Genomic DNA, 18714 nt, shown 5'->3' with positions numbered 1-18714 from the left:
GTATAACGGCGCCCCATGGTCGGGTGTGGCGCCAGGGATGGTCAGGGGTGGTGCGGAGATTGGTGCGCGCCCCGGTGTGCATCGCTCCGCCCACTCCGGTCCGTCATGTGTCAAGTGAATCGCGTGTAGCCGCAACTGAGTTCATTCGAAGGGGTGGCGAAAGGTGGCGTTTCTTGGAACGCCCTCGCCGGAGGGGTGATCGTAGGATTACTTTCAGTGCACAAGCCCGGGCCGTTCGCGGTCGTGGGTATGCCGGGGGCAAGTCGGTTTCCTGTTCGACGGGTGAGCAACTGCCGGACAGGGGGACTCAACTCCCGGCATCCTGTAAGGACTTGAGGTGTGTACGGTCCGAGCCGGGGCGTATGCGTACGGCTCGGTGTCCGGCGGTATCGGCGACATCAGGGATGGGGGCGTTCCAGTGGGCGGCACGGGAGGCGGCGGCACGCAGGCCGAGAAGCGCCCCAACGAGCAGCTGACGTCCTGGTTCGTGCGCAGCGGCTGGTCCAAGGGTGAGCTCGCGCGCCAAGTCAACCGTCGCGCGCGCCAGATGGGTGCCAACCACATCTCCACCGACACCTCGCGCGTACGCCGCTGGCTCGACGGCGAGCAGCCGCGTGAGCCGATCCCGCGGATCATGTCGGAGCTGTTCTCCGAGCGTTTCGGCTGTGTGGTCGCCGTCGAGGACCTGGGGCTGCGCTCGGCCCACCAGGCGCCCTCCGTATCCGGCGTGGACCTGCCCTGGACCGGGGACCAGACCGTCGAGCTGATCAGCGAGTTCTCCCGCAGCGACCTGATGCTCGCGCGGCGCGGGTTCCTCGGCACCTCGCTCTCGCTCGCGGCGGGCCCCGCCCTGATCGAGCCGATGCAGCGCTGGCTGGTGCCCACCCCGGCCGGCTCCGCCGCCCCCGAGGCGCCCGTGCCGATCCGGCGCGGCGGCCGGCTCTCCGGGCCCGAGCTGGATCTGCTCGAGTCGACCACGGTGATGTTCCGGCAGTGGGACGCGCAGTGCGGCGGTGGTCTACGGCGCAAGGCCGTCGTAGGACAGCTGCACGAGGTGACGGATCTGCTGCAGGAGCCGCAGACCGAGGAGACCCGGCGCCGGCTCTTCAAGATCGCGGCCGAACTGGCCGAGCTGGCCGGGTGGATGAGCTATGACGTGGGCCTGCAGCCCACCGCGCAGAAGTACTTCGTGCTCGCGCTGCACGCCGCCAAGGAAGGCGGGGACAAGCCGCTCGGCTCGTACGTCCTGTCGGGGATGAGCCGGCAGATGATCCACCTCGGCCGGCCGGATGACGCCCTGGAGCTCATCCACCTCGCGCAGTACGGAAGTCGGGACTGCGCCACCCCGCGCACCCAGGCGATGCTGTATGCGATGGAGGCCCGGGCGTACGCCAATATGGGCCAGCCCAGCAAGACCAAGCGGGCCGTCAGGATGGCCGAGGACACCTTCGCCGACGCCCTCGAGGCGCATGAGCCCGAGCCGGACTGGATCCGCTTCTTCTCCGAGGCCGAGCTCAACGGGGAGAACGCGCACTCGTACCGCGATCTCGCCTATGTCGCGGGCCGCAGCCCCACGTACGCCTCGCTCGCCCAGCCCGTCATGGAGCGTGCGGTCGAGCTCTTCGCCAAGGACGCCGAGCACCAGCGTTCGTATGCGCTGAATCTGATCGGCATGGCCACCGTGCACCTGCTGCAGAAAGAGCCCGAGCAGAGCGTGGCGCTCGCGGAGAAGGCGCTGGGTGTGGCCAGGAAGGTGCGCTCCGAGCGGGTCAACACCCGGCTGCGCAAGACCCTCGACTCCGTGGTCCGGGAGTTCGGCGAGGACAACAAGCTCGTGGACCTGACCGACCGGCTCGCCCGGCAGCTGCCCGAGGCGGCGGAGGCCGTCTGACCCCGTCGCCCTGAGCAGCCCCCCATGGACACCGGCCGCGGCCGGCCATCCCGGATCACCCGACTCGGCTCCCCCACCGCCAGGTCAACCGGATGGCCCCCGCGGCCGGGTTTTTTGTGTGCTGCACAGGATAGAAGCGGACAAGCCGCCCCACAGGGGCAGTTCATGTACGCGTAACACGCGCGACCTCTTCGTCACTGCCGCGAAACATCGAGCGGCATCCGCCGAAACGGCGCTGCGGGAATCTCTGGCGCATAACCGGCCGACTCCTAGGGCCCGCCCGACCGCCCGAAGAACGGCCCACCCGACGGCCCACCCCTCATGCACGCAGAGCTTCGCCCGCACGGGCCGCATACGACGACGAGGAGACGCCGATGCCCCCAGGCATCATGATCGCCGCAGAGGAGCCCACGCTCTCGTCTGCCAACACCGGGTTCATGCTCATCTGCTCCGCCCTGGTGATGCTGATGACGCCTGGACTTGCCTTCTTCTACGGAGGCATGGTCCGCGTCAAGAGCACGCTGAACATGCTGATGATGAGCTTCATCAGCCTCGGGATCGTCACGATCCTGTGGGTCCTGTACGGCTTCAGCATGGCCTTCGGCACCGACAAGGGCGGCATCATCGGCTGGGAGGGCGACTTCCTCGGCCTCAGCGGCCTCGGGATCACCGAGCTCTGGCCCGGGTACACCATCCCCGTCTATGTCTTCGCCGTCTTCCAGCTGATGTTCGCGATCATCACGCCCGCCCTGATCAGCGGTGCGCTCGCGGACCGCGTGAAGTTCACCGCGTGGGCGCTGTTCATCGCCCTGTGGGCCACGGTCGTCTACTTCCCGGTCGCGCACTGGGTATGGGGCGCGGGCGGCTGGGCCTTCGAGCTCGGCGTCATCGACTTCGCCGGCGGTACCGCCGTGCACATCAACGCGGGTGCCGCGGCGCTCGGTGTGATCCTCGTGATCGGCAAGCGGGTCGGCTTCAAGAAGGACCCGATGCGGCCGCACTCCCTGCCGCTCGTGATGCTCGGCGCCGGTCTGCTGTGGTTCGGCTGGTTCGGCTTCAACGCCGGTTCCTGGCTGGGCAACGACGACGGTGTGGGCGCGGTCATGTTCGTCAACACGCAGGTGGCGACCGCCGCCGCGATGCTGGCCTGGCTCGCGTACGAGAAGATCCGGCACGGCGCGTTCACCACCCTTGGTGCCGCCTCCGGCGCGGTGGCCGGTCTGGTCGCCATCACCCCGTCCGGCGGTGCTGTCTCGCCGCTCGGTGCGATCGCCGTCGGTGCCATCGCGGGTGTCCTGTGCGCCATGGCCGTCGGCCTCAAGTTCAAGTTCGGCTACGACGACTCGCTCGATGTCGTGGGTGTCCACCTCGTCGGCGGTGTCGTGGGCTCGCTGCTCGTCGGCTTCTTCGCCACCGGCGGTGTGCAGAGCGACGTCAAGGGTCTCTTCTACGGTGGCGACGCCTCGCAGCTGGGCAAGCAGGCCGCGGGTGTCTTCGGAGTCCTTGCGTACTCCCTGGTGGTCTCTGCCATCCTCGCCTTCGTCATCGACAAGACGATCGGGATGCGGGTCTCCGAGGACGACGAGGTCACGGGTGTCGACACGGTCGAACACGCCGAGTCCGCCTACGACTTCAGCGGCGCGGGCGGCGGTACGGCCTCCCGTACCGCGGCGGTCCCCGCACCGCCCGCCGCAGCCCAGGACAGCAGCGCACCCGCAAAGAAGGTTGACGCATGAAGCTCATCACCGCGGTCGTGAAGCCGCACCGGCTCGACGAGATCAAGGAGGCCCTGCAGGCCTTCGGGGTGCACGGGCTGACCGTCACCGAGGCCAGCGGCTACGGCCGCCAGCGCGGACACACCGAGGTGTACCGGGGTGCCGAGTACACGGTGGACCTCGTGCCCAAGATCCGTATCGAGGTACTGGTCGAGGACGACGACGCCGAGCAGCTGATCGATGTCGTCGTGAAGGCCGCCCGTACCGGCAAGATCGGTGACGGCAAGGTCTGGTCGATTCCGGTGGAGACGGCGGTACGTGTCCGCACCGGCGAGCGCGGGCCCGACGCGCTCTGAACGGGCAACTGAACAGGCAAGGAGCTGCTGGGTGACGACTACGGACACCGTGACGGAATCTCAGGGGGATTCAGGACCCAGTGGCTATGCGGCGGCCCGGCTGCGCCTCCTTCAGGGGGAGCAGTCCGGGCCGCCGCGCCGTGCGGCCCTGGCGCGCCTCACGGACGACTGGCTGGCCGGCCTGTTCTCCGCGCAACCGCTGAAGGGGACGGCGCTGGTCGCGGTCGGGGGATACGGGCGGGGCGAGCTGTCGCCGCGCAGCGACCTCGATCTGCTGCTCCTGCACGACGGCAGCGCGGACGCCGGAGCGCTCGCCGCGCTGGCCGACCGCATCTGGTACCCGGTGTGGGACCTCGGGCTCGCGCTCGACCACTCCGTGCGTACGGCGGGGGAGGCGCGCAAGACGGCCGGGGAGGATCTCAAGGTCCAGCTCGGCCTCCTCGACGCACGGCATGTCGCCGGTGATCTGGGGATCACGGCCGGACTGCGCACCGCCGTCCTTGCCGACTGGCGGAACCAAGCGCCGCGCAGGCTGGGTGAGCTCCGGGAGCTGTGCGACGAACGGGCCGAGCGGCAGGGCGAGTTGCAGTATCTGCTCGAACCCGACCTCAAGGAGGCGCGTGGCGGGCTGCGGGACGCGACCGCGCTGCGGGCGGTGGCGGCGTCCTGGCTGGCCGACGCGCCACGCGCCGGGCTCGACGAGGCACGCAGGCACCTGCTCGACGTACGCGACGCGCTGCATCTGGTGACCGGGCGGGCCACGGATCGGCTCGCTCTGCAAGAGCAGGATCAAGTCGCTTCCGCTCTTGGCCTGTTGGACGCCGACGCACTGCTGCGTCAGGTATACGAAGCGGCCCGGACCATCTCGTACGCGAGCGATGTGACCTGGCGCGAGGTGAGCCGGGTGCTGCGCTCGCGCAAGGCGAAGCCGCGGCTGCGGGCCATGCTCGGCTCGAAACCCGCTCCGGAGCGGACTCCGCTGGCGGAGGGAGTGGTCGAGCAGGACGGCGAGGTCGTCCTCGCCCGTGTCGCGCGGCCCGAGCGCGATCCGGTGCTGCCGCTGCGGGCCGCGGCGGCAGCCGCACAGGCCGGTCTTCCGCTCTCCCTGCACGCCGTACGGGCGCTTGCGAGCGCGGCACGTCCCTTGTCCACGCCGTGGCCGGCCGAGGCGCGCGAGCAGTTCGTGACGCTGCTCGGGGCCGGGCGGCCGACGGTCGCGGTGTGGGAGGCCCTGGAGGCCGAGGGCCTGATCACCCGGCTGCTTCCCGACTGGGAGCGGGTGCGGTGCCGGCCGCAGCGCAATGCCGTGCACACCTGGACCGTCGACCGGCATCTCGTGGAGGCCGCGGTCCAGGCGGCCGAGCTGACGCGCCGGGTGCACCGGCCCGACCTGCTGCTCGTGGCCGCGCTGCTGCACGACATCGGCAAGGGCTGGCCCGGGGACCACTCCGAGGCGGGAGAGGTCATCGCACGGGACGTGGCCGCGCGGATCGGCTTCGAGCGCGCGGATGTCGAGGTCCTCTCGACGCTCGTACGCCATCACCTCCTCCTGATCGACACCGCGACCCGGCGCGACCTGGACGATCCGGCGACGATCCGGTCGGTCGCCGAAGCCGTGGGGTCGGCTTCCACGCTGGAGCTCCTTCACGCGCTGACCGAGGCGGACGCGCTGGCCACCGGGCCCGCCGCGTGGTCGACGTGGCGGGGGTCCCTGGTGGCCGACCTGGTGAAGCGAGTGGGGGCGCTGCTCGCCGGCGATCCGGTGCCGGATCCCTTGCAGGTGCCGAACACCGTGGAGCAGGAGCGGCTCGCGCTGGAGGCGTTCCGTACCGGGGCTCCGGTCCTTTCGCTGCGTGCGCAGATGGAAGCGGGCGCCTCGGACGAACCGGTCGGAGTCGAGCTCCTGGTGGCCGTGCCGGACCAGCCGGGGGTGCTGCCCGCGGTCGCGGGTGTGCTCGCGATGCACCGGCTCACCGTGCGGACGGCGGATCTGGGGGCGATCTCCCTGCCGGACGAGGTCGGCTCCGGGGCCGGTGCCGCGTCCGTGCTGCTGCTCCAGTGGCGGGTGGCCGCCGAGTACGGCTCGCTGCCCGAGGCGGCCCGGCTGCGCGCCGATCTCGTACGGGCCCTCGACGGGTCCTTGGACATCGCGGCCCGCCTCGCCGAACGGGACGCTGCCTATCCCCGCCGCCGTGGCGCGGTGGCGCCACCGGCCCGGGTGTCGGTCGCACCGGCGGCCTCGCGCCTCGCGACCGTGATCGAGGTGCGGGCCCAGGACGCACCGGGGCTGCTGCACCGGATCGGGCGGGCGCTGGAGGGCGCCGGGGTGATGGTGCGCTCCGCACATGTCAGCACGCTGGGGTCCAACGCGGTGGACGCGTTCTACGTGACGGATGCGCAGGGGGCGCCGCTGGTCGCTGCTGATGCGGCGGAGGTGGTGCGGTCGGTGGAGGGGGCGCTGCGGTAGGAGGCCGAGGACAGGTGGGCCGAGTAGTTCCGTAGGTACGGACAGCTAGTTCCATACGCACGGACGGCCCACTGGCGCGGCCAGATACCCTGGAAGGCGATTCACCGCCCGCACCCACCGACCCGAGGATTCGCGACCGCCGTGTTCGATACTCTCTCCGACCGCCTCGCAGCGACATTCAAGAACCTCCGCGGCAAGGGTCGCCTCAGCGAGGCGGACATCGACGCCACGGCACGGGAAATCCGTATCGCGCTGCTCGAGGCCGACGTCGCGCTGCCCGTCGTACGCGCCTTCATCAAGCAGATCAAGGAGCGCGCCACCGGCGCCGAGGTCTCCCAGGCGCTGAACCCGGCGCAGCAGGTCATCAAGATCGTCAACGAGGAGCTCGTCGGCATCCTCGGCGGCGAGACCCGCCGGCTGCGCTTCGCCAAGTCCGGCCCGACCGTGATCATGCTCGCGGGTCTGCAGGGTGCCGGTAAGACCACGCTCGCCGGAAAGCTCGGCCGCTGGCTGAAGGGGCAGGGCCACGCGCCGCTGCTCGTCGCCTGTGACCTGCAGCGCCCCAACGCCGTCAACCAGCTCAGCGTCGTCGCCGAGCGCGCCGGCGTGGGCATCTACGCCCCGCAGCCCGGCAACGGTGTCGGCGACCCGGTCCAGGTCGCCCAGGACTCCATCGAGTACGCCAAGACCAAGCAGTACGACGTGGTCATCGTCGACACCGCCGGCCGTCTCGGTATCGACCAGGAGCTGATGCAGCAGGCCGCGGACATCCGCGACGCGGTCAAGCCCGACGAGGTCCTCTTCGTCGTCGACGCGATGATCGGTCAGGACGCGGTCAACACCGCCGAGGCCTTCCGCGACGGTGTCGGCTTCGACGGCGTGGTGCTCTCCAAGCTCGACGGTGACGCCCGCGGTGGTGCCGCGCTCTCGATCGCGCACGTGACCGGCCGCCAGATCATGTTCGCCTCCAACGGCGAGAAGCTGGACGACTTCGACGCGTTCCACCCGGACCGCATGGCGTCCCGCATCCTCGGCATGGGCGACATGCTCAGCCTGATCGAGAAGGCCGAGCAGACCTTCTCGCAGGCCGAGGCCGAGAAGATGGCCGCCAAGCTGCAGAGCGCCAAGGGCGGCAAGGACTTCACGCTCGACGACTTCCTGGCTCAGATGGAGCAGGTCAGGAAGATGGGCTCGATCTCGAAGCTGCTCGGCATGCTGCCGGGCATGGGCCAGATCAAGGACCAGATCAACAACATCGACGAGCGCGACGTCGACCGCACCGCGGCCATCATCAAGTCGATGACGCCGGCGGAGCGTGCGGACGCCACGATCATCAACGGTTCGCGCCGTGCCCGTATCGCCAAGGGTTCCGGTGTCGAGGTCAGCGCGGTCAAGAACCTGGTCGAGCGGTTCTTCGAGGCGCGCAAGATGATGTCGCGGATGGCGCAGGGCGGCGGCATGCCGGGTATGCCCGGGATGCCGGGCATGGGTGGCGGTCCCGGCCGGCAGAAGAAGCAGCAGAAGCAGGCCAAGGGCAAGCGCAAGTCGGGGAACCCGATGAAGCGCAAGGCCGAGGAGCAGGCTGCTCAGGCCAAGCGGGAGCAGGCGGCCCAGAGCGGTGGGGCGTTCGGGCTGCCGGCGGGTGAGCAGGGCGGCAAGGACTTCGAGCTTCCGGACGAGTTCAAGAAGTTCATGGGCTGAGCCCCTCTGGTTTTACGGGTACGGGTCCGGGTCGCCGTTTCGGTGGGCCGGGCCCGTTGCCGTTCGGTGCGCGGGGCCGTAGGCCACCCCGTTCGCGAGACCCGCCGGATCGAGGCCGAGTGAGAGCGCCGCCGTGGCGCCCACGTCCGCCAACGACCCCGCGTCCGGCAGGAGTTCCACGCCGGGCGCCGACGGCCGGTGGATCAGGACCGGGACGTACTCGCGTGTGTGGTACGCGTGGCCGATCGTCGGGTCGTTGCCGTGGTCGCCCGTAACGATCAGACGGTCGTGAGGCGAGTCCAGGAGGGACAGGAGCTCCAGGAGGCCCGCGTCCACCTGTTCGAGGACCTCGCCGAAGCGGCGTACGTCCTGCTGGTGGCCGGCCAGATCCGTCTCCTGGACGTTGGCCACGACCAGGCCGGGCCGCCGGGCCGCCTCCAGGGTGTGGGCGAGCACCTCCGAGGTGGGCACCGCCGGCCGCCGTACCGCCGCGGCGCACTCCAGGATGTCGGCCGCCTTGCCGACCAGCGTGACCGGGATCCCCGCGGCCGCGGCCAGGGCGGGCAGCTGGCGCGTGTGGTCCAACTCCGCGCCCAGGTGCTGCACTTCGAGCCCGCCGTTGCGGTAGAACCCGCTGGCCGGGGTGTCGAGCCCGACGGTCGAGGCGTCTCCTTCGCGTACGTACGAGGAGAGCGGAGCCGTCGCGTGACCGCCGACCGCGATGACCCGGGCGACCGGTGCGACCGTCCGCACCGTACGCGCGATGGAGAGGATCGACGCGAAGGAGAAGTCCTCCAGGCGCCCGGAGGTGTTCCAGTTGATGCCGGGGTCGGCTTCGAGGTTGTCGTGGACGAGTACGGCGCCGTCGACCACCAACAGCGGCTTTCCGTCGAGGAGTTCGACCCGATGGCCGGCCGCGCGCAGCGCGGACCCCACCTCGTCCAGGTGCTCCGCGAGCCGCGCCACCGTCACCTTGCTGAAGTCGGCGCCCATCATCGTCTGATGCCCGGCGAAGGTGTCGGCGCCCGGGTAGCCGAGCGCCGCGCGCCCCGCCGCGACCGGCAGCGGTGTGCTGCGGGCCAGGCCGGCGTGCGGGTGGACGAGGCCCAGGCCGAGCTTTCCCAGGGCGGGCAGGTACAGGGTGCGCCCGCAGTGGTCGAGGACGTGGCCGCAGGTGTCGGCGGCCAGATCGCCGGGGCGCAGGACGCCGGCGTCGGGCATCGCGCCCACGCCGAAACCGTCGATGACGACGATGACCGTGCGGCTCATGCCGTCGCCTCCGGGTGCGGTACGCCCACTGGGTCGTGCCGGCGGCCCAGCGCGTCGTACAGGCCGGTCAGCCGTGGGCTGCCGGTCGAAAGGCCGGCGACGACCGCGACATTGCTGCGGGTCACGAAGATCTGCGTACGGAAGGCGAGCAGGGCCGTGTCGCCCGCGCGGGCCTCGCCTTCCGGGGAGGCTTCGAGGAGCCGGTAGTAGTCGATGTTCTCGGCGGGGGAGTCGAGGACGGTGAGCCGGGCGCCAGTCCGCGGGAGCAGCGCCTCCTTGATGCCGGCGCGCGGGTAGAAGCCGCCGCCGTACACCGCGGGCCGGCCGTCGGCGAGCGTGTGGGCGACCTCGGTGACGTACACGTACGCGGGCGTCTCCGGCTGACCGGGATCGACCGCGTGCTGCGGGGTGGTGCCGGTCAGGGCGTGGCCGGGCTCGCCGTGCGTGGCGCCCAGGGAGGCGAGCAGCGGGAGCGAGGCCATCGAGGTGGCGCTCGGGGCGCTGAGCTTGAGACCGCTGTGGCCGCGCCCGGCGAGCAATTCCCTTGCCTTGAGGGCGAGTTCGAAGTTGGCGGTGGCACGCGGGGTGCCGTCCCGCGGGTCGCACAGGACGCACGGGAAGGCGGTCACGCCCGCGATCCGGATGCCGTCGAGCCGTTCCGCCTCGGCCGCGAACGCGTCCAGGGCATCGAGCGGCACACCGCCTTCCTGCCCGGGGTACACCGCGCCGGGCGCGCCCTCCAGACGGATCAGCACATCCTGTACGAAGCCGAGTTCACGCGCCGCATCCGATACGGCCCGGGCGTTCGCCAGGTCGAAGACCGTGACCGTCTCCGGGCGCCAGGCGAGCAGTTCAGGGAGCCGGCGGTGCGGGATCTGCACCAGATGGCCGAGGTTTCCGGCCCGGGCGCCCGCGTCGTGCAGGACGCGGGCCTCGGGCGGGTCGATCGCCGCGAACTTCGGGATGTGCCGGGCGATCGCCTTGATCAGCTCGGGATTGCGCCCGAACTGCTTGACCACGAACCACAGGGTGAGCCCGAGGCGGTCGGCCTCGGCGGCGAGCAGTGCGGCGTTGGCCTCGACCGCGTCGAGGTCCATGACGTACGTGTCCGGGGGGATCGCCCCCGAACGGTGCAGCTCGGCCGCCGCATCGGCCAGAGCGGGGTTGCGTGCGAGGAGGGTGTCGAGGAACACAGGGCGTTCAGTCCTTGCTGTGGGGCGCGAAGGGCTTGTCGGTGCGGGGCGAGTGCGGCTGGTCGCTTGGGGGCGCGCTCGTCGTGCGCAGCTCGCCGAGGGCCTGGCGCAGGATTCCGATCACCAGGTCGGCGCCTGCCCGCATGGGGTTGATCCGTACGGTCCAGTCGGCGAGTTCGGGTGCGTCGTCGAGGGACGAGCTCGACATCCGGTAGAAGAGCGGGGCGATCTCGTAGCGCGAGTTGGAGCCCACGGGATAGGGGGCGGCGCCGAACTTCGCGGCGACGGCGGGCAGTTCACGGGCGACGGGACGGTCGAGACGTACGAGAAGGCAGCGGTCCTGCGCGTTGGCGATCCGCACTTCCGCCACACCCTCGACCTCGCCGGCCGCGAGCCGCTCGGCGACCTCGGCCCCGACCTGCGACTGCACCGACCACATGACGGGTACGTGGGTCAGGGCCCGCAGCGCGTCAAGGGCCTGGTGGCCCTGGACCTGGCCGCCGCCCGAGTAGTTGTCGGCCCGCACCCGTGCCACCAGGTCACGGGCGCCGACCACGACGCCCACGCCCTCGGGCCCGTGCAGCTTGAAGAGGGAGAAGCACGAGGCGTCGGCGCCGAGTTCGACCCCGGCCGCGGGCGTGCGCAGTACCGCGTAGTTGTCGTCCACGATGGTGCGCACCCCGGCAGCGCGGCAGGCCGCGAGGACCTCGCCCGGGTCGTACGAGTCGCCCAGGCGCTGGCGGGTGTGCTGCACGTAGGCCCAGGTGAAGCGGCCGGATGCAAGGGCTTCGGCCAGCGCCGCGCGGTCGTTGAAGTCGACCTCGACCGTCTCCATGCCCAGGCCGCGCAAGGTGACCTCGGTGCTCCGGTAGACCGGCGCCCTGTGGATGAGCAGGGGGCCGTGCGCGGTGGTGAGCGCGGCCCGGATCGCTCCGGTGCCCGCGCCCTGGACGAGCGCCGCGTCCTCGGCGCCGAAGAACTCGGCGAGCACGGCCTCGACGCGGGCGGTCGTACGCGGCCTGCCGAGCCCGGGCACGACACCGGCGTCGGCGCTGAACAGCTGCTCGCCCTCGAAGTGGGCGGCCGTGCACTCCAGGAGCCGGAACTGCTTGGCGATCGCCTCGTCGAGCGGGACGGTCGCGAGAGGAAAGGTCTCGGGGAGCTTCATCTCATACGTCCTCGTGGGCGGCGGCGCCCGTCAGGAAGCGCACCGGATTGCGGCGCGTCATCAGATCGATCAGGTCCTCGTCGACCCCGGCGGCCCTGGCCTGCCCCAGGAACGTACGGAACAAGTGGCCGTACCCCGTGCCGCCTTCGGACTCCAGATAGCCGTGTCGCGAGATGTCGCAGCTGAGCAGCACCCGGTCGGCGTGGCCGGCCTCCAGGAGCTGCAGGAGCAGTCGCAGCCGGGTCGCGTCGGGCTGATAGCTCTCCTTGCCCACGGTGTCGAAGGCCACGTACGCGCCGCTCGCCGCCAACTCCCGGTGTACGGACGGCCGGTCGAGGAGGTCCTGGTGCCCGATCGAGATCCGGTGCGGGGCCAGGCCCGCGCCGGTCAGGAGGTCGAGCTGGGCGAGACCGCCGCGCCCCAGCTGGGCGTGGGTGGCCACCGAGAGCCCGGTGGCCGAGGCCGCCCGGGCTGCGGCGAGCAGCGAACGCGTCTCCGGTTCGCTCGGCGTATCACCGTGGCTGCCGACCTCGCCGATGACCCCCGGCCGTATGCCCGTGGCGCCGATCCCGCCGTCGATCTCATGGATCAGGGTGCCCGCGAGCTGCTCGGCGCTGGCGTCGCCGATCTCCTCGGGGTGGAAGGGCTCGTAGTACCAGCCGGTCGCCGCGACGACCGCGACCCCCGAGTCCTTCGCCATACGGGCCAGTGCCTCGACGTCGCGGCCCATGCCCCGGCAGGTCAGCTCGATGACGAGAGCGAGGCCGAACTCCTCGCGCAGAGAGGTGAGTTCCTCGGTGATCCGCGGCCCGTGCGCCTGCGGGTCGAGGACGGCGGCCCGGTCGCCGGAGCGGTCCAGGTCGAGGGCCAGATGTTCGTGGGCGAGTGCGGGACCGTGCACGTCGGTGGGGGCGAGGGGGCCGAGAACGGTCTGCAGGTGGTTCATGTCGTACGCCTTACTGCTGTTCTGGTGGCGGCTGTCGTGCTCCCGAGGTCAGCCCTTGATCGGGGTGAACAGGTCCATCCAGTACAGGAGGTTGAGGACGATGCCGCCGATGATCACCGCGACCGGCGCGGCGGCCATCTTCACGACCGGGCGTCCCATGGCCTCGTTCATCAGGTAGAGACCGCCGCAGATGAGGATGCCGAGGCCGCCGCCCATCGCGTTGGCCGCCATCAGCGAACCGAAGAGGATCGCGAGTCCGAGCGCCTCGCTGATCGCGCTGCGCAGGTGCTCCGAGGAGTCGCGGACGCTGGGGAGCTTGCCGAGTGCCTTGCCGATGTACGACAGGGCCAGGACTTCGAGGGCGAAGACCGCGGCGCCGGCGAGAGCGGCGAGGAACGGGTTCGGCATCAGATAGCCGATGGGGTACGCGAGGGTGAAGCCCGCGATGCCGTACGCACCCGAGGCGAGCGCGGTGGTCGCGATCAGCGGGATGAAGCCGAACACCCGGTAGAAGTCGACCTGCGCGGCCTCCGCGTACTGGCCCTTGGCGATCAGGAAGCTGGTCGCCTCGCCGCCGCCGAAGATCTTCATCTGCGCGAGGACACAGACACCGGCGCCGAGCACCATGAACAGCGGCAGGTACTTGCGCAGCCTGGCCGCGCTCGCGCTGAACAGCGAGGCCATCGGGTCCTCGACGCCCTCGGGGAGTTCGTACGAGACTCCGGCGGCCTTGTCGGCCCTGCGCTGCTTGAGGTCCTTGTCGATGGCGAAGCCGATGAGCGCAAGCACACCGACGGCCATGGCGATCGCGCCCGGGAACACGGTCGGCCAGAGCTTCATCGTCATGACCACGAGCGCCAGCTCGATCACACCGACGATGCCGCCGCGCAGCCGGCCGAACTGCTTGGTGACCGCGAGCACGGGGAAGAGCGCGAACAGGAAGAGGATCGGCGTCGACATCTGCTGCATCGCGTCGAGGAAGTCGACGGGCAGCTTCTTCGCCAGATCGTTCGCGCCGCCGAGCCCGTAGACCACGACCGCGCCCCAGCCCGCGCCGAGCAGCGGCGCCAGCCACTTCTTCGGCGACAGGAGGCCGAGGATGTCCGTGGGCAGGAACAGCAGCCAGGGGTTGAGCACTCCGGAGACCAGCGCCATCGGCGCACCGAGGCCGAAGATGAACCCGGCCGAGAGACCGAACGACACCGCCGTGGTGGCGCTGCGGGTCGTGCGCTTCTGGATGAAGTCGAGCATGAACGGCCGCACACCGTCGTTGAAGACGGCCAGCGCCATATGCGAGATGTACGCGGTGAGCGCACACAGCGCGATCACCATCAGCTGCTGGGGCAGCGTGAAGTCCAGGTTGGACGCGGCCAGTTGGAGGGAGTGCGGGTCGCTCTGTGCGAAGGCGGCCGGGGCGGCCGGGACGGCGGCGGTGATCACGGGGTCACTCCTTTGTGCCCTGGGTGCTTACGGCGGGTCTCAGCCGCGTGCGGCTATGGCGCGGGCGATGACCGGCGCTGCCTCGCCGATCTGGTCCATGGCGAAGCCGAACACCTTCTTGCCGCCGGCGATCAGGGCGGTGACCTCGTCCTCGGTGGGGACGCTCCGGCCGAACGTGTGGCAGGCCGCCTGGCCCATCAGGCCGACGAGGACGCCGAGCGAGGCGCCGGCGCCGGTGTGGCAGGTGCCGAGGTAGAAGTCGGCCTGGTTCACGCGGAGTTTCATCGCGGCGTCCATGTCGCTGGACACGACGACCTCGACGCCTTCGAGCCCGAGCTGCTTGACCGTGTCCGCGACCTCGACCTTGCCGACGCCGCCGGTGAGGATCTTCGTCATGGTGCTGTCCTTCTCGTGTGTGGTTTCCGGGGGTTCAGCTGTGGTTTCCGGGGTTTCAGCGGGTGGATGTCTGCTGGGCCAGTACGGCCAGGTGCATCGCGAGGAAGTTGATCTCGGAGTCCGGGAGCTGGGCGCCCAGTGCGGTGCCGGCGCGCTCGGCGATCTCGCGGGCGCGGGTCACGGCCTCGGGGTGGGCGGCGAGTTCGGCCCGTACCTGCTCGTCGGTGAGGAACTGCTCGATCGGCTCGCCGGCCAGGAGGCGGGTGAGCGCCATCATCAGATGGCTGGTGAGCATGCCCGCCGTCTCCTCGGTGACCCGGCGGCCCTCGTCGGCGAGCGTGCTCAGCTCGGCGGTCACGAAGTCGGCCACCTCGGGCCGGACTTGACCGCTCTCACGGAACAGCCGGATGCGGAGAGCGAGCTGATCGTCCATGACCTTCCCTTCCTTCACTTGAGCCATTTCCTTCCCCTGCCTTCGACCTTCGCTTGCCTTGGACCTTCACTTGCCTTGGACCTTCACTTGCCTCGGACAGTAACCAGGATTCTGGATTCTCAAGAGGGCCCTTGGTCCTGTCCCTACCGGGTCCTTAAGTGGTCCGGCACTCGGTCAGTACGAGGGGATCCGCTCGCCTCGCAGCACTTCCTGCTGCAGTGCGGTCACGAGCGAGAGATCCAGGCCGTCCCGTACGGCCTCCAGTGCGTGCGCACCCTCGGAGCGCCCGACGATGGCGGCGGAGGAGTTGCGCAGCGAGAGCTCGCGGGTGATCTCGTCGCCGAGCGGGAGCACGTCCACGACATCGCCGCCGAGCCGGTCCACCTCGTCGATGTTCCAGACCGTGGCGTCCACGCGGGCCTGCCGGAAGAGATCGCGCAGCTGCATGTACGAGGCTTCGACCCACTCGATGTCGTCGCGCCCCGCGAAGGCCCGCTCGACGAGCATCGACTGGTCCTGCGAGGAATGGTCGATCGCCACCCGCAGTCCGGGCCGTGTGGGCTCGGCGCCCTGGCGGACGAGTATCCCGTGGGCGCCGACATAGGTGGCCGGTCCGAGATCGGCGACCAGCTCGACCGGCTCGCCCGCCTCGATCAGCCGGTCCGCGGCGAAGCGCGAGAGCACGACCAGGTCGACCTTCCGCTCGACCAGCGCCGTGACCCGGTCGGTCGCACCACGCATGAACGTGATCGCGAAGGGGGCGCCGGCCTGTTCGAAAGCGCTCCGGAGTCCGGTCGCGAGACCTTCGTAACGCCGTGAGTACGGCAGCGGCATCGCGGCGAGCAGCGTGCCCAGGCCCGAGAGGCGCCACAGTATGGCGCGGTCCGAGCGGACCAGGAACGTGCCGAGGTGGCCGCGGGCCTGGGTGGTGATGGCGCCCGATTCCTCCAGGAGCTGGAGGGCGGCCTGGACCGTGCCGTTGCCGACCTTCAGCTCTTCGGCGAAGTCCCGCAGCCGGGGGAGCCGGGTGTCGGGCTCATGGCCGAGGAGCAGCACCGCCAGCTGGCGTGCGGTGAGGCCGTTGCGGGTCAGGAAGCGCTCGTCGATGCCGTTCACGCAGCCGACAGTAACCAGGATCCTGGATATTGCGCAAGGGTCCTGCGGCGGTGGATGTGCCCGCGTCGCCAGACAGTACGGAATGCCGGAAATGCCGGTCTCTCGAATAATGGCGAGCGTGACAGCCCCCAGCCCCGTGCCCCCGCGCGACCGCACCGACCAGCCGTGGCGTTCCGAGGGTGCACCGCCGCCGCCCCCGCCCAAGAAGAAGCTGTCCTGGCGCAGCCTGCTGTGGACGGCACTGCTCGTCTATCTGCTGACCAACCTGCTGCTCGGCTTCTTCGGCGACGACAAGCCCAAGACGATCTCGTACACCGAGTTCAGCAGCCAGCTGAACGCCGGCAACGTCGAGAAGATCTACGCCAAGGGCGACCAGATCCAGGGCGATCTGAAGAAGGAGGCCGAGGTCCCCGACGGCGGCAAGGGGAACTACCAGGAGTTCATCACCCAGCGCCCGAGCTGGGCGGACGACCAGATCTGGGACGAGCTGACCAAGCAGAAGGTCACCGTCACCGCGGAGCCGGTCTACAAGGAGCCGAGCCTCCTGACCAACCTGCTCCTCTCCCTCCTGCCGATCCTGGTGCTCGTCGGCCTGTGGATGTTCATGGCCCGCCGGATGGCTGCCGGGATGGGCGGTGGTGCGGGCGGCATGCTGGGGCGCAAACAGCCGCCGAAGCCGGTCGAGTTGGAAGGCGGCAAGCGCACCACGTTCGCGGATGTCGCGGGCATCGACGAGGTCGAGGGCGAGCTCAACGATGTCGTCGACTTCCTCAAGAACCCCGATGCGTACCGCAAGATGGGCGCCAAGATGCCCGGTGGTGTGCTGCTCGCGGGTCCTCCCGGAACCGGTAAGACGCTGCTCGCACGGGCTGTCGCCGGCGAGGCCGAGGTGCCGTTCTTCTCCGCTTCCGCCTCCGAGTTCATCGAGATGATCGTGGGCGTCGGCGCCTCGCGCGTACGCGAACTCTTCGCCGAGGCGCGGAAGGTGGCGCCCGCCATCATCTTCATCGACGAGATCGACACCATCGGCCGGGCGCGCGGCGGCGGCTCCGGCATGGGCGGCCACGACGAGCGCGAGCAGACGCTCAACCAGATCCTGACCGAGATGGACGGCTTCTCCGGTTCCGAGGGCGTCGTGGTCCTCGCGGCCACCAACCGCGCCGACATCCTCGACCCGGCGCTCACCCGGCCGGGACGCTTCGACCGCACGGTCATGGTGAGCCCGCCCGACCGCAAGGGCCGTGAGGCCATCCTCGAGATCCATACGCGCGAGATTCCGCTCGCGGACGACGTCGACCTCGCCCAGGTCGCCCGTACGACACCGGGTATGACCGGTGCCGAACTCGCCAACCTGGCCAACGAGGCGGCCCTGCTCGCGGTCAAGCGCAAGCAGTCCGAGGTGAGTCGGTCCGACCTGTCCGACGCCCTCGAGAAGGTGCAGCTCGGCGCCGAACGGCCCCTGGTGATGCCCGACGAGGAGCGCCGGCGCACCGCGTACCACGAGAGCGGGCACGCGCTGCTCGGCATGCTGCAGCCGGGCGCGGACCCGGTCCGCAAGATCACCATCGTGCCGCGCGGCCGCGCGCTCGGTGTCACGCTGTCGACACCGGACGCCGACAAGTACGCGTACACCGAGGAGTATCTGCGCGGCCGGATCATCGGCGCGCTCGGCGGCATGGCGGCCGAGCAGGTCGTCTTCGACGAGATCACCACGGGCGCGGAGAACGACCTGGAACAGGTCACCAACATCGCCCGCGGCATGGTCGCCCGCTGGGGCATGAGCGAGCGCGTCGGCCGCCTCTCGGCGGTCCCGAACGACGGCCAGAGCCCGTACGGCCTGGCCGCGGCGCCCTCGACGCTCGACGCGATCGACGGCGAGATGCGCCGCATCGTCGACGAGTGCTACGAGGCGGCCTGCCGCCAACTGCGCGACCACCGCGCCCAGTTGGACGCTCTCTCGGAGGCACTCCTCGCCAACGAGACGCTGGACGAGGCGGAGGCGTACCGGGCGGCGGGGATCACGCGGTTGACAAAGGGGGAGTGACCCGGAGGGCTCGCAGGGCTCTGCCTAAGCTTCTGCCGTGAACGACACTGCACATGACATACGGATCCGTTCGGGCAGCCTGGCCGACGCACCGGCCGTCCTGGACATGCTCGACGCCGCGGTGGTCTGGATGAACGATCGCGGCAACACCGAGCAGTGGGGTACGACACCGTATTCGCAGACGTCCGGCGGAGTGGCACGGGTGGAGCGGTATACGACCGAGAACGCCGCGTACATCGCCGAGCTGGGCGGGACGCCCGCCGGCGCCTTGGTGTTGGACTCCGGTCCCAGCCCGTTGATGCCGATCGCGCCGGCCGAGGAACCCGAGCGGTACATCCGACTGCTGGTCTCCGATCGCCGGCACGCCGGGCTGGGCATCGGGGCAGCGCTGCTGGCCCACGCCGCCGAGGAGACCAGGCGGGCCGGGGTGGAACTTCTCCGGGTCGACTGCTGGGCCGGCGGCGGGGGCGAACTGGTCGCGTACTACGAGCGCAACGGCTTCACCCCCGCCGGCCGATTCCTGTCCCGTGGCTGGCCGGGACAGGTGCTGGCCCGACGAGTCGGCTGACGGCGGGGCAG

General features: G+C 70.4%; 15 protein-coding genes. 7 read left to right on the top strand and 8 right to left on the bottom strand.

The genetic code is table 11. The features are described 5' to 3' along the window. Nucleotides 1–418 precede the first annotated feature (418 nt). The 5 genes from nsdA to ffh all read left to right on the top strand — a co-directional run bounded on the left by nsdA (nucleotide 419) and on the right by ffh (nucleotide 8130). Nucleotides 419–1891: a transcriptional repressor NsdA gene (nsdA, locus tag ABT367_RS20700; RefSeq protein ID WP_352254542.1), complete on the top strand. Its 1473-nt coding sequence runs from the start codon at nucleotides 419–421 to the stop codon at nucleotides 1889–1891. A 374-nt stretch (nucleotides 1892–2265) separates the two neighbouring features. Then, nucleotides 2266–3627: an ammonium transporter gene (locus tag ABT367_RS20695; protein WP_199547462.1), complete on the top strand. Its 1362-nt coding sequence runs from the start codon at nucleotides 2266–2268 to the stop codon at nucleotides 3625–3627. After that, nucleotides 3624–3962, top strand: coding sequence for a P-II family nitrogen regulator (locus tag ABT367_RS20690; protein WP_030231663.1), 339 nt, complete (start codon nucleotides 3624–3626; stop codon nucleotides 3960–3962). Before ABT367_RS20695 ends, ABT367_RS20690 begins: the two co-directional genes overlap by 4 nt. A gap of 31 nt (nucleotides 3963–3993) precedes the next feature. Next, on the top strand, nucleotides 3994–6429 hold the full coding sequence (locus ABT367_RS20685) for a [protein-PII] uridylyltransferase (RefSeq protein ID WP_352254534.1): 2436 nt from the start codon (nucleotides 3994–3996) through the stop codon (nucleotides 6427–6429). A 141-nt stretch (nucleotides 6430–6570) separates the two neighbouring features. Further along, nucleotides 6571–8130 (top strand): signal recognition particle protein, encoded by a 1560-nt coding sequence (gene ffh / locus ABT367_RS20680; RefSeq protein WP_352254533.1) that lies wholly within the window; start codon nucleotides 6571–6573, stop codon nucleotides 8128–8130. Between the two features lie 12 nt (nucleotides 8131–8142). On the opposite strand, the gene ABT367_RS20675 is transcribed toward ffh, so the two are convergent. From ABT367_RS20675 to yhfZ, 8 genes are all read right to left on the bottom strand, one after another. After that, entirely contained in the window at nucleotides 8143–9399 is a 1257-nt protein-coding gene (locus ABT367_RS20675) for a phosphopentomutase (protein ID WP_352254532.1), read from the bottom strand. Beyond that, nucleotides 9396–10592 carry an alanine racemase gene (locus tag ABT367_RS20670; protein ID WP_352254531.1) on the bottom strand — a complete coding sequence of 399 codons (1197 nt, stop codon included), beginning with the start codon at nucleotides 10590–10592 and terminating at the stop codon, nucleotides 9396–9398. Before ABT367_RS20670 ends, ABT367_RS20675 begins: the two co-directional genes overlap by 4 nt. A 7-nt stretch (nucleotides 10593–10599) precedes the next feature. Then, nucleotides 10600–11760, bottom strand: coding sequence for an aminotransferase class V-fold PLP-dependent enzyme (locus ABT367_RS20665; protein WP_352254530.1), 1161 nt, complete (start codon nucleotides 11758–11760; stop codon nucleotides 10600–10602). 1 nt (nucleotide 11761) lies between these two features. Beyond that, nucleotides 11762–12706, bottom strand: a complete 945-nt coding sequence (locus tag ABT367_RS20660) for a phosphotriesterase family protein (protein ID WP_352254529.1) — start codon at nucleotides 12704–12706, stop codon at nucleotides 11762–11764. A gap of 48 nt (nucleotides 12707–12754) precedes the next feature. Then, the gene (locus ABT367_RS20655) at nucleotides 12755–14038 is read right to left on the bottom strand and encodes a YhfT family protein (RefSeq protein ID WP_352254541.1); all 1284 of its coding nucleotides are present in this window, start codon (nucleotides 14036–14038) and stop codon (nucleotides 12755–12757) included. A gap of 147 nt (nucleotides 14039–14185) precedes the next feature. Further along, nucleotides 14186–14542 carry a DUF2620 domain-containing protein gene (locus ABT367_RS20650; RefSeq protein ID WP_352254528.1) on the bottom strand — a complete coding sequence of 119 codons (357 nt, stop codon included), beginning with the start codon at nucleotides 14540–14542 and terminating at the stop codon, nucleotides 14186–14188. A gap of 55 nt (nucleotides 14543–14597) precedes the next feature. After that, entirely contained in the window at nucleotides 14598–14975 is a 378-nt protein-coding gene (locus tag ABT367_RS20645; RefSeq protein ID WP_352254527.1) for a PRD domain-containing protein, read from the bottom strand. 174 nt (nucleotides 14976–15149) lie between these two features. Then, the gene (yhfZ, locus tag ABT367_RS20640; protein WP_352254526.1) at nucleotides 15150–16091 is read right to left on the bottom strand and encodes a GntR family transcriptional regulator YhfZ; all 942 of its coding nucleotides are present in this window, start codon (nucleotides 16089–16091) and stop codon (nucleotides 15150–15152) included. A 118-nt stretch (nucleotides 16092–16209) separates the two neighbouring features. On the opposite strand from yhfZ, the gene ftsH reads away from it, so the two are divergent. Together ftsH and ABT367_RS20630 are read left to right on the top strand one after the other, a co-directional pair. After that, complete coding sequence (ftsH, locus tag ABT367_RS20635; RefSeq protein WP_352254525.1) at nucleotides 16210–18135, top strand: ATP-dependent zinc metalloprotease FtsH; 1926 nt, start codon at nucleotides 16210–16212, stop codon at nucleotides 18133–18135. A 37-nt stretch (nucleotides 18136–18172) separates the two neighbouring features. Continuing rightward, the gene (locus ABT367_RS20630; RefSeq protein ID WP_352254524.1) at nucleotides 18173–18703 is read left to right on the top strand and encodes a GNAT family N-acetyltransferase; all 531 of its coding nucleotides are present in this window, start codon (nucleotides 18173–18175) and stop codon (nucleotides 18701–18703) included. Nucleotides 18704–18714: the final 11 nt, after the last annotated feature.

Origin of the sequence: Streptomyces mesophilus (genome assembly GCF_040300965.1) — a bacterium.
Lineage (GTDB): Bacteria > Actinomycetota > Actinomycetes > Streptomycetales > Streptomycetaceae > Streptomyces > Streptomyces mesophilus_A.
The sequence above is the reverse complement of the archived record's forward strand: the minus strand, read 5'-3'. Positions and strand labels throughout refer to the sequence as shown.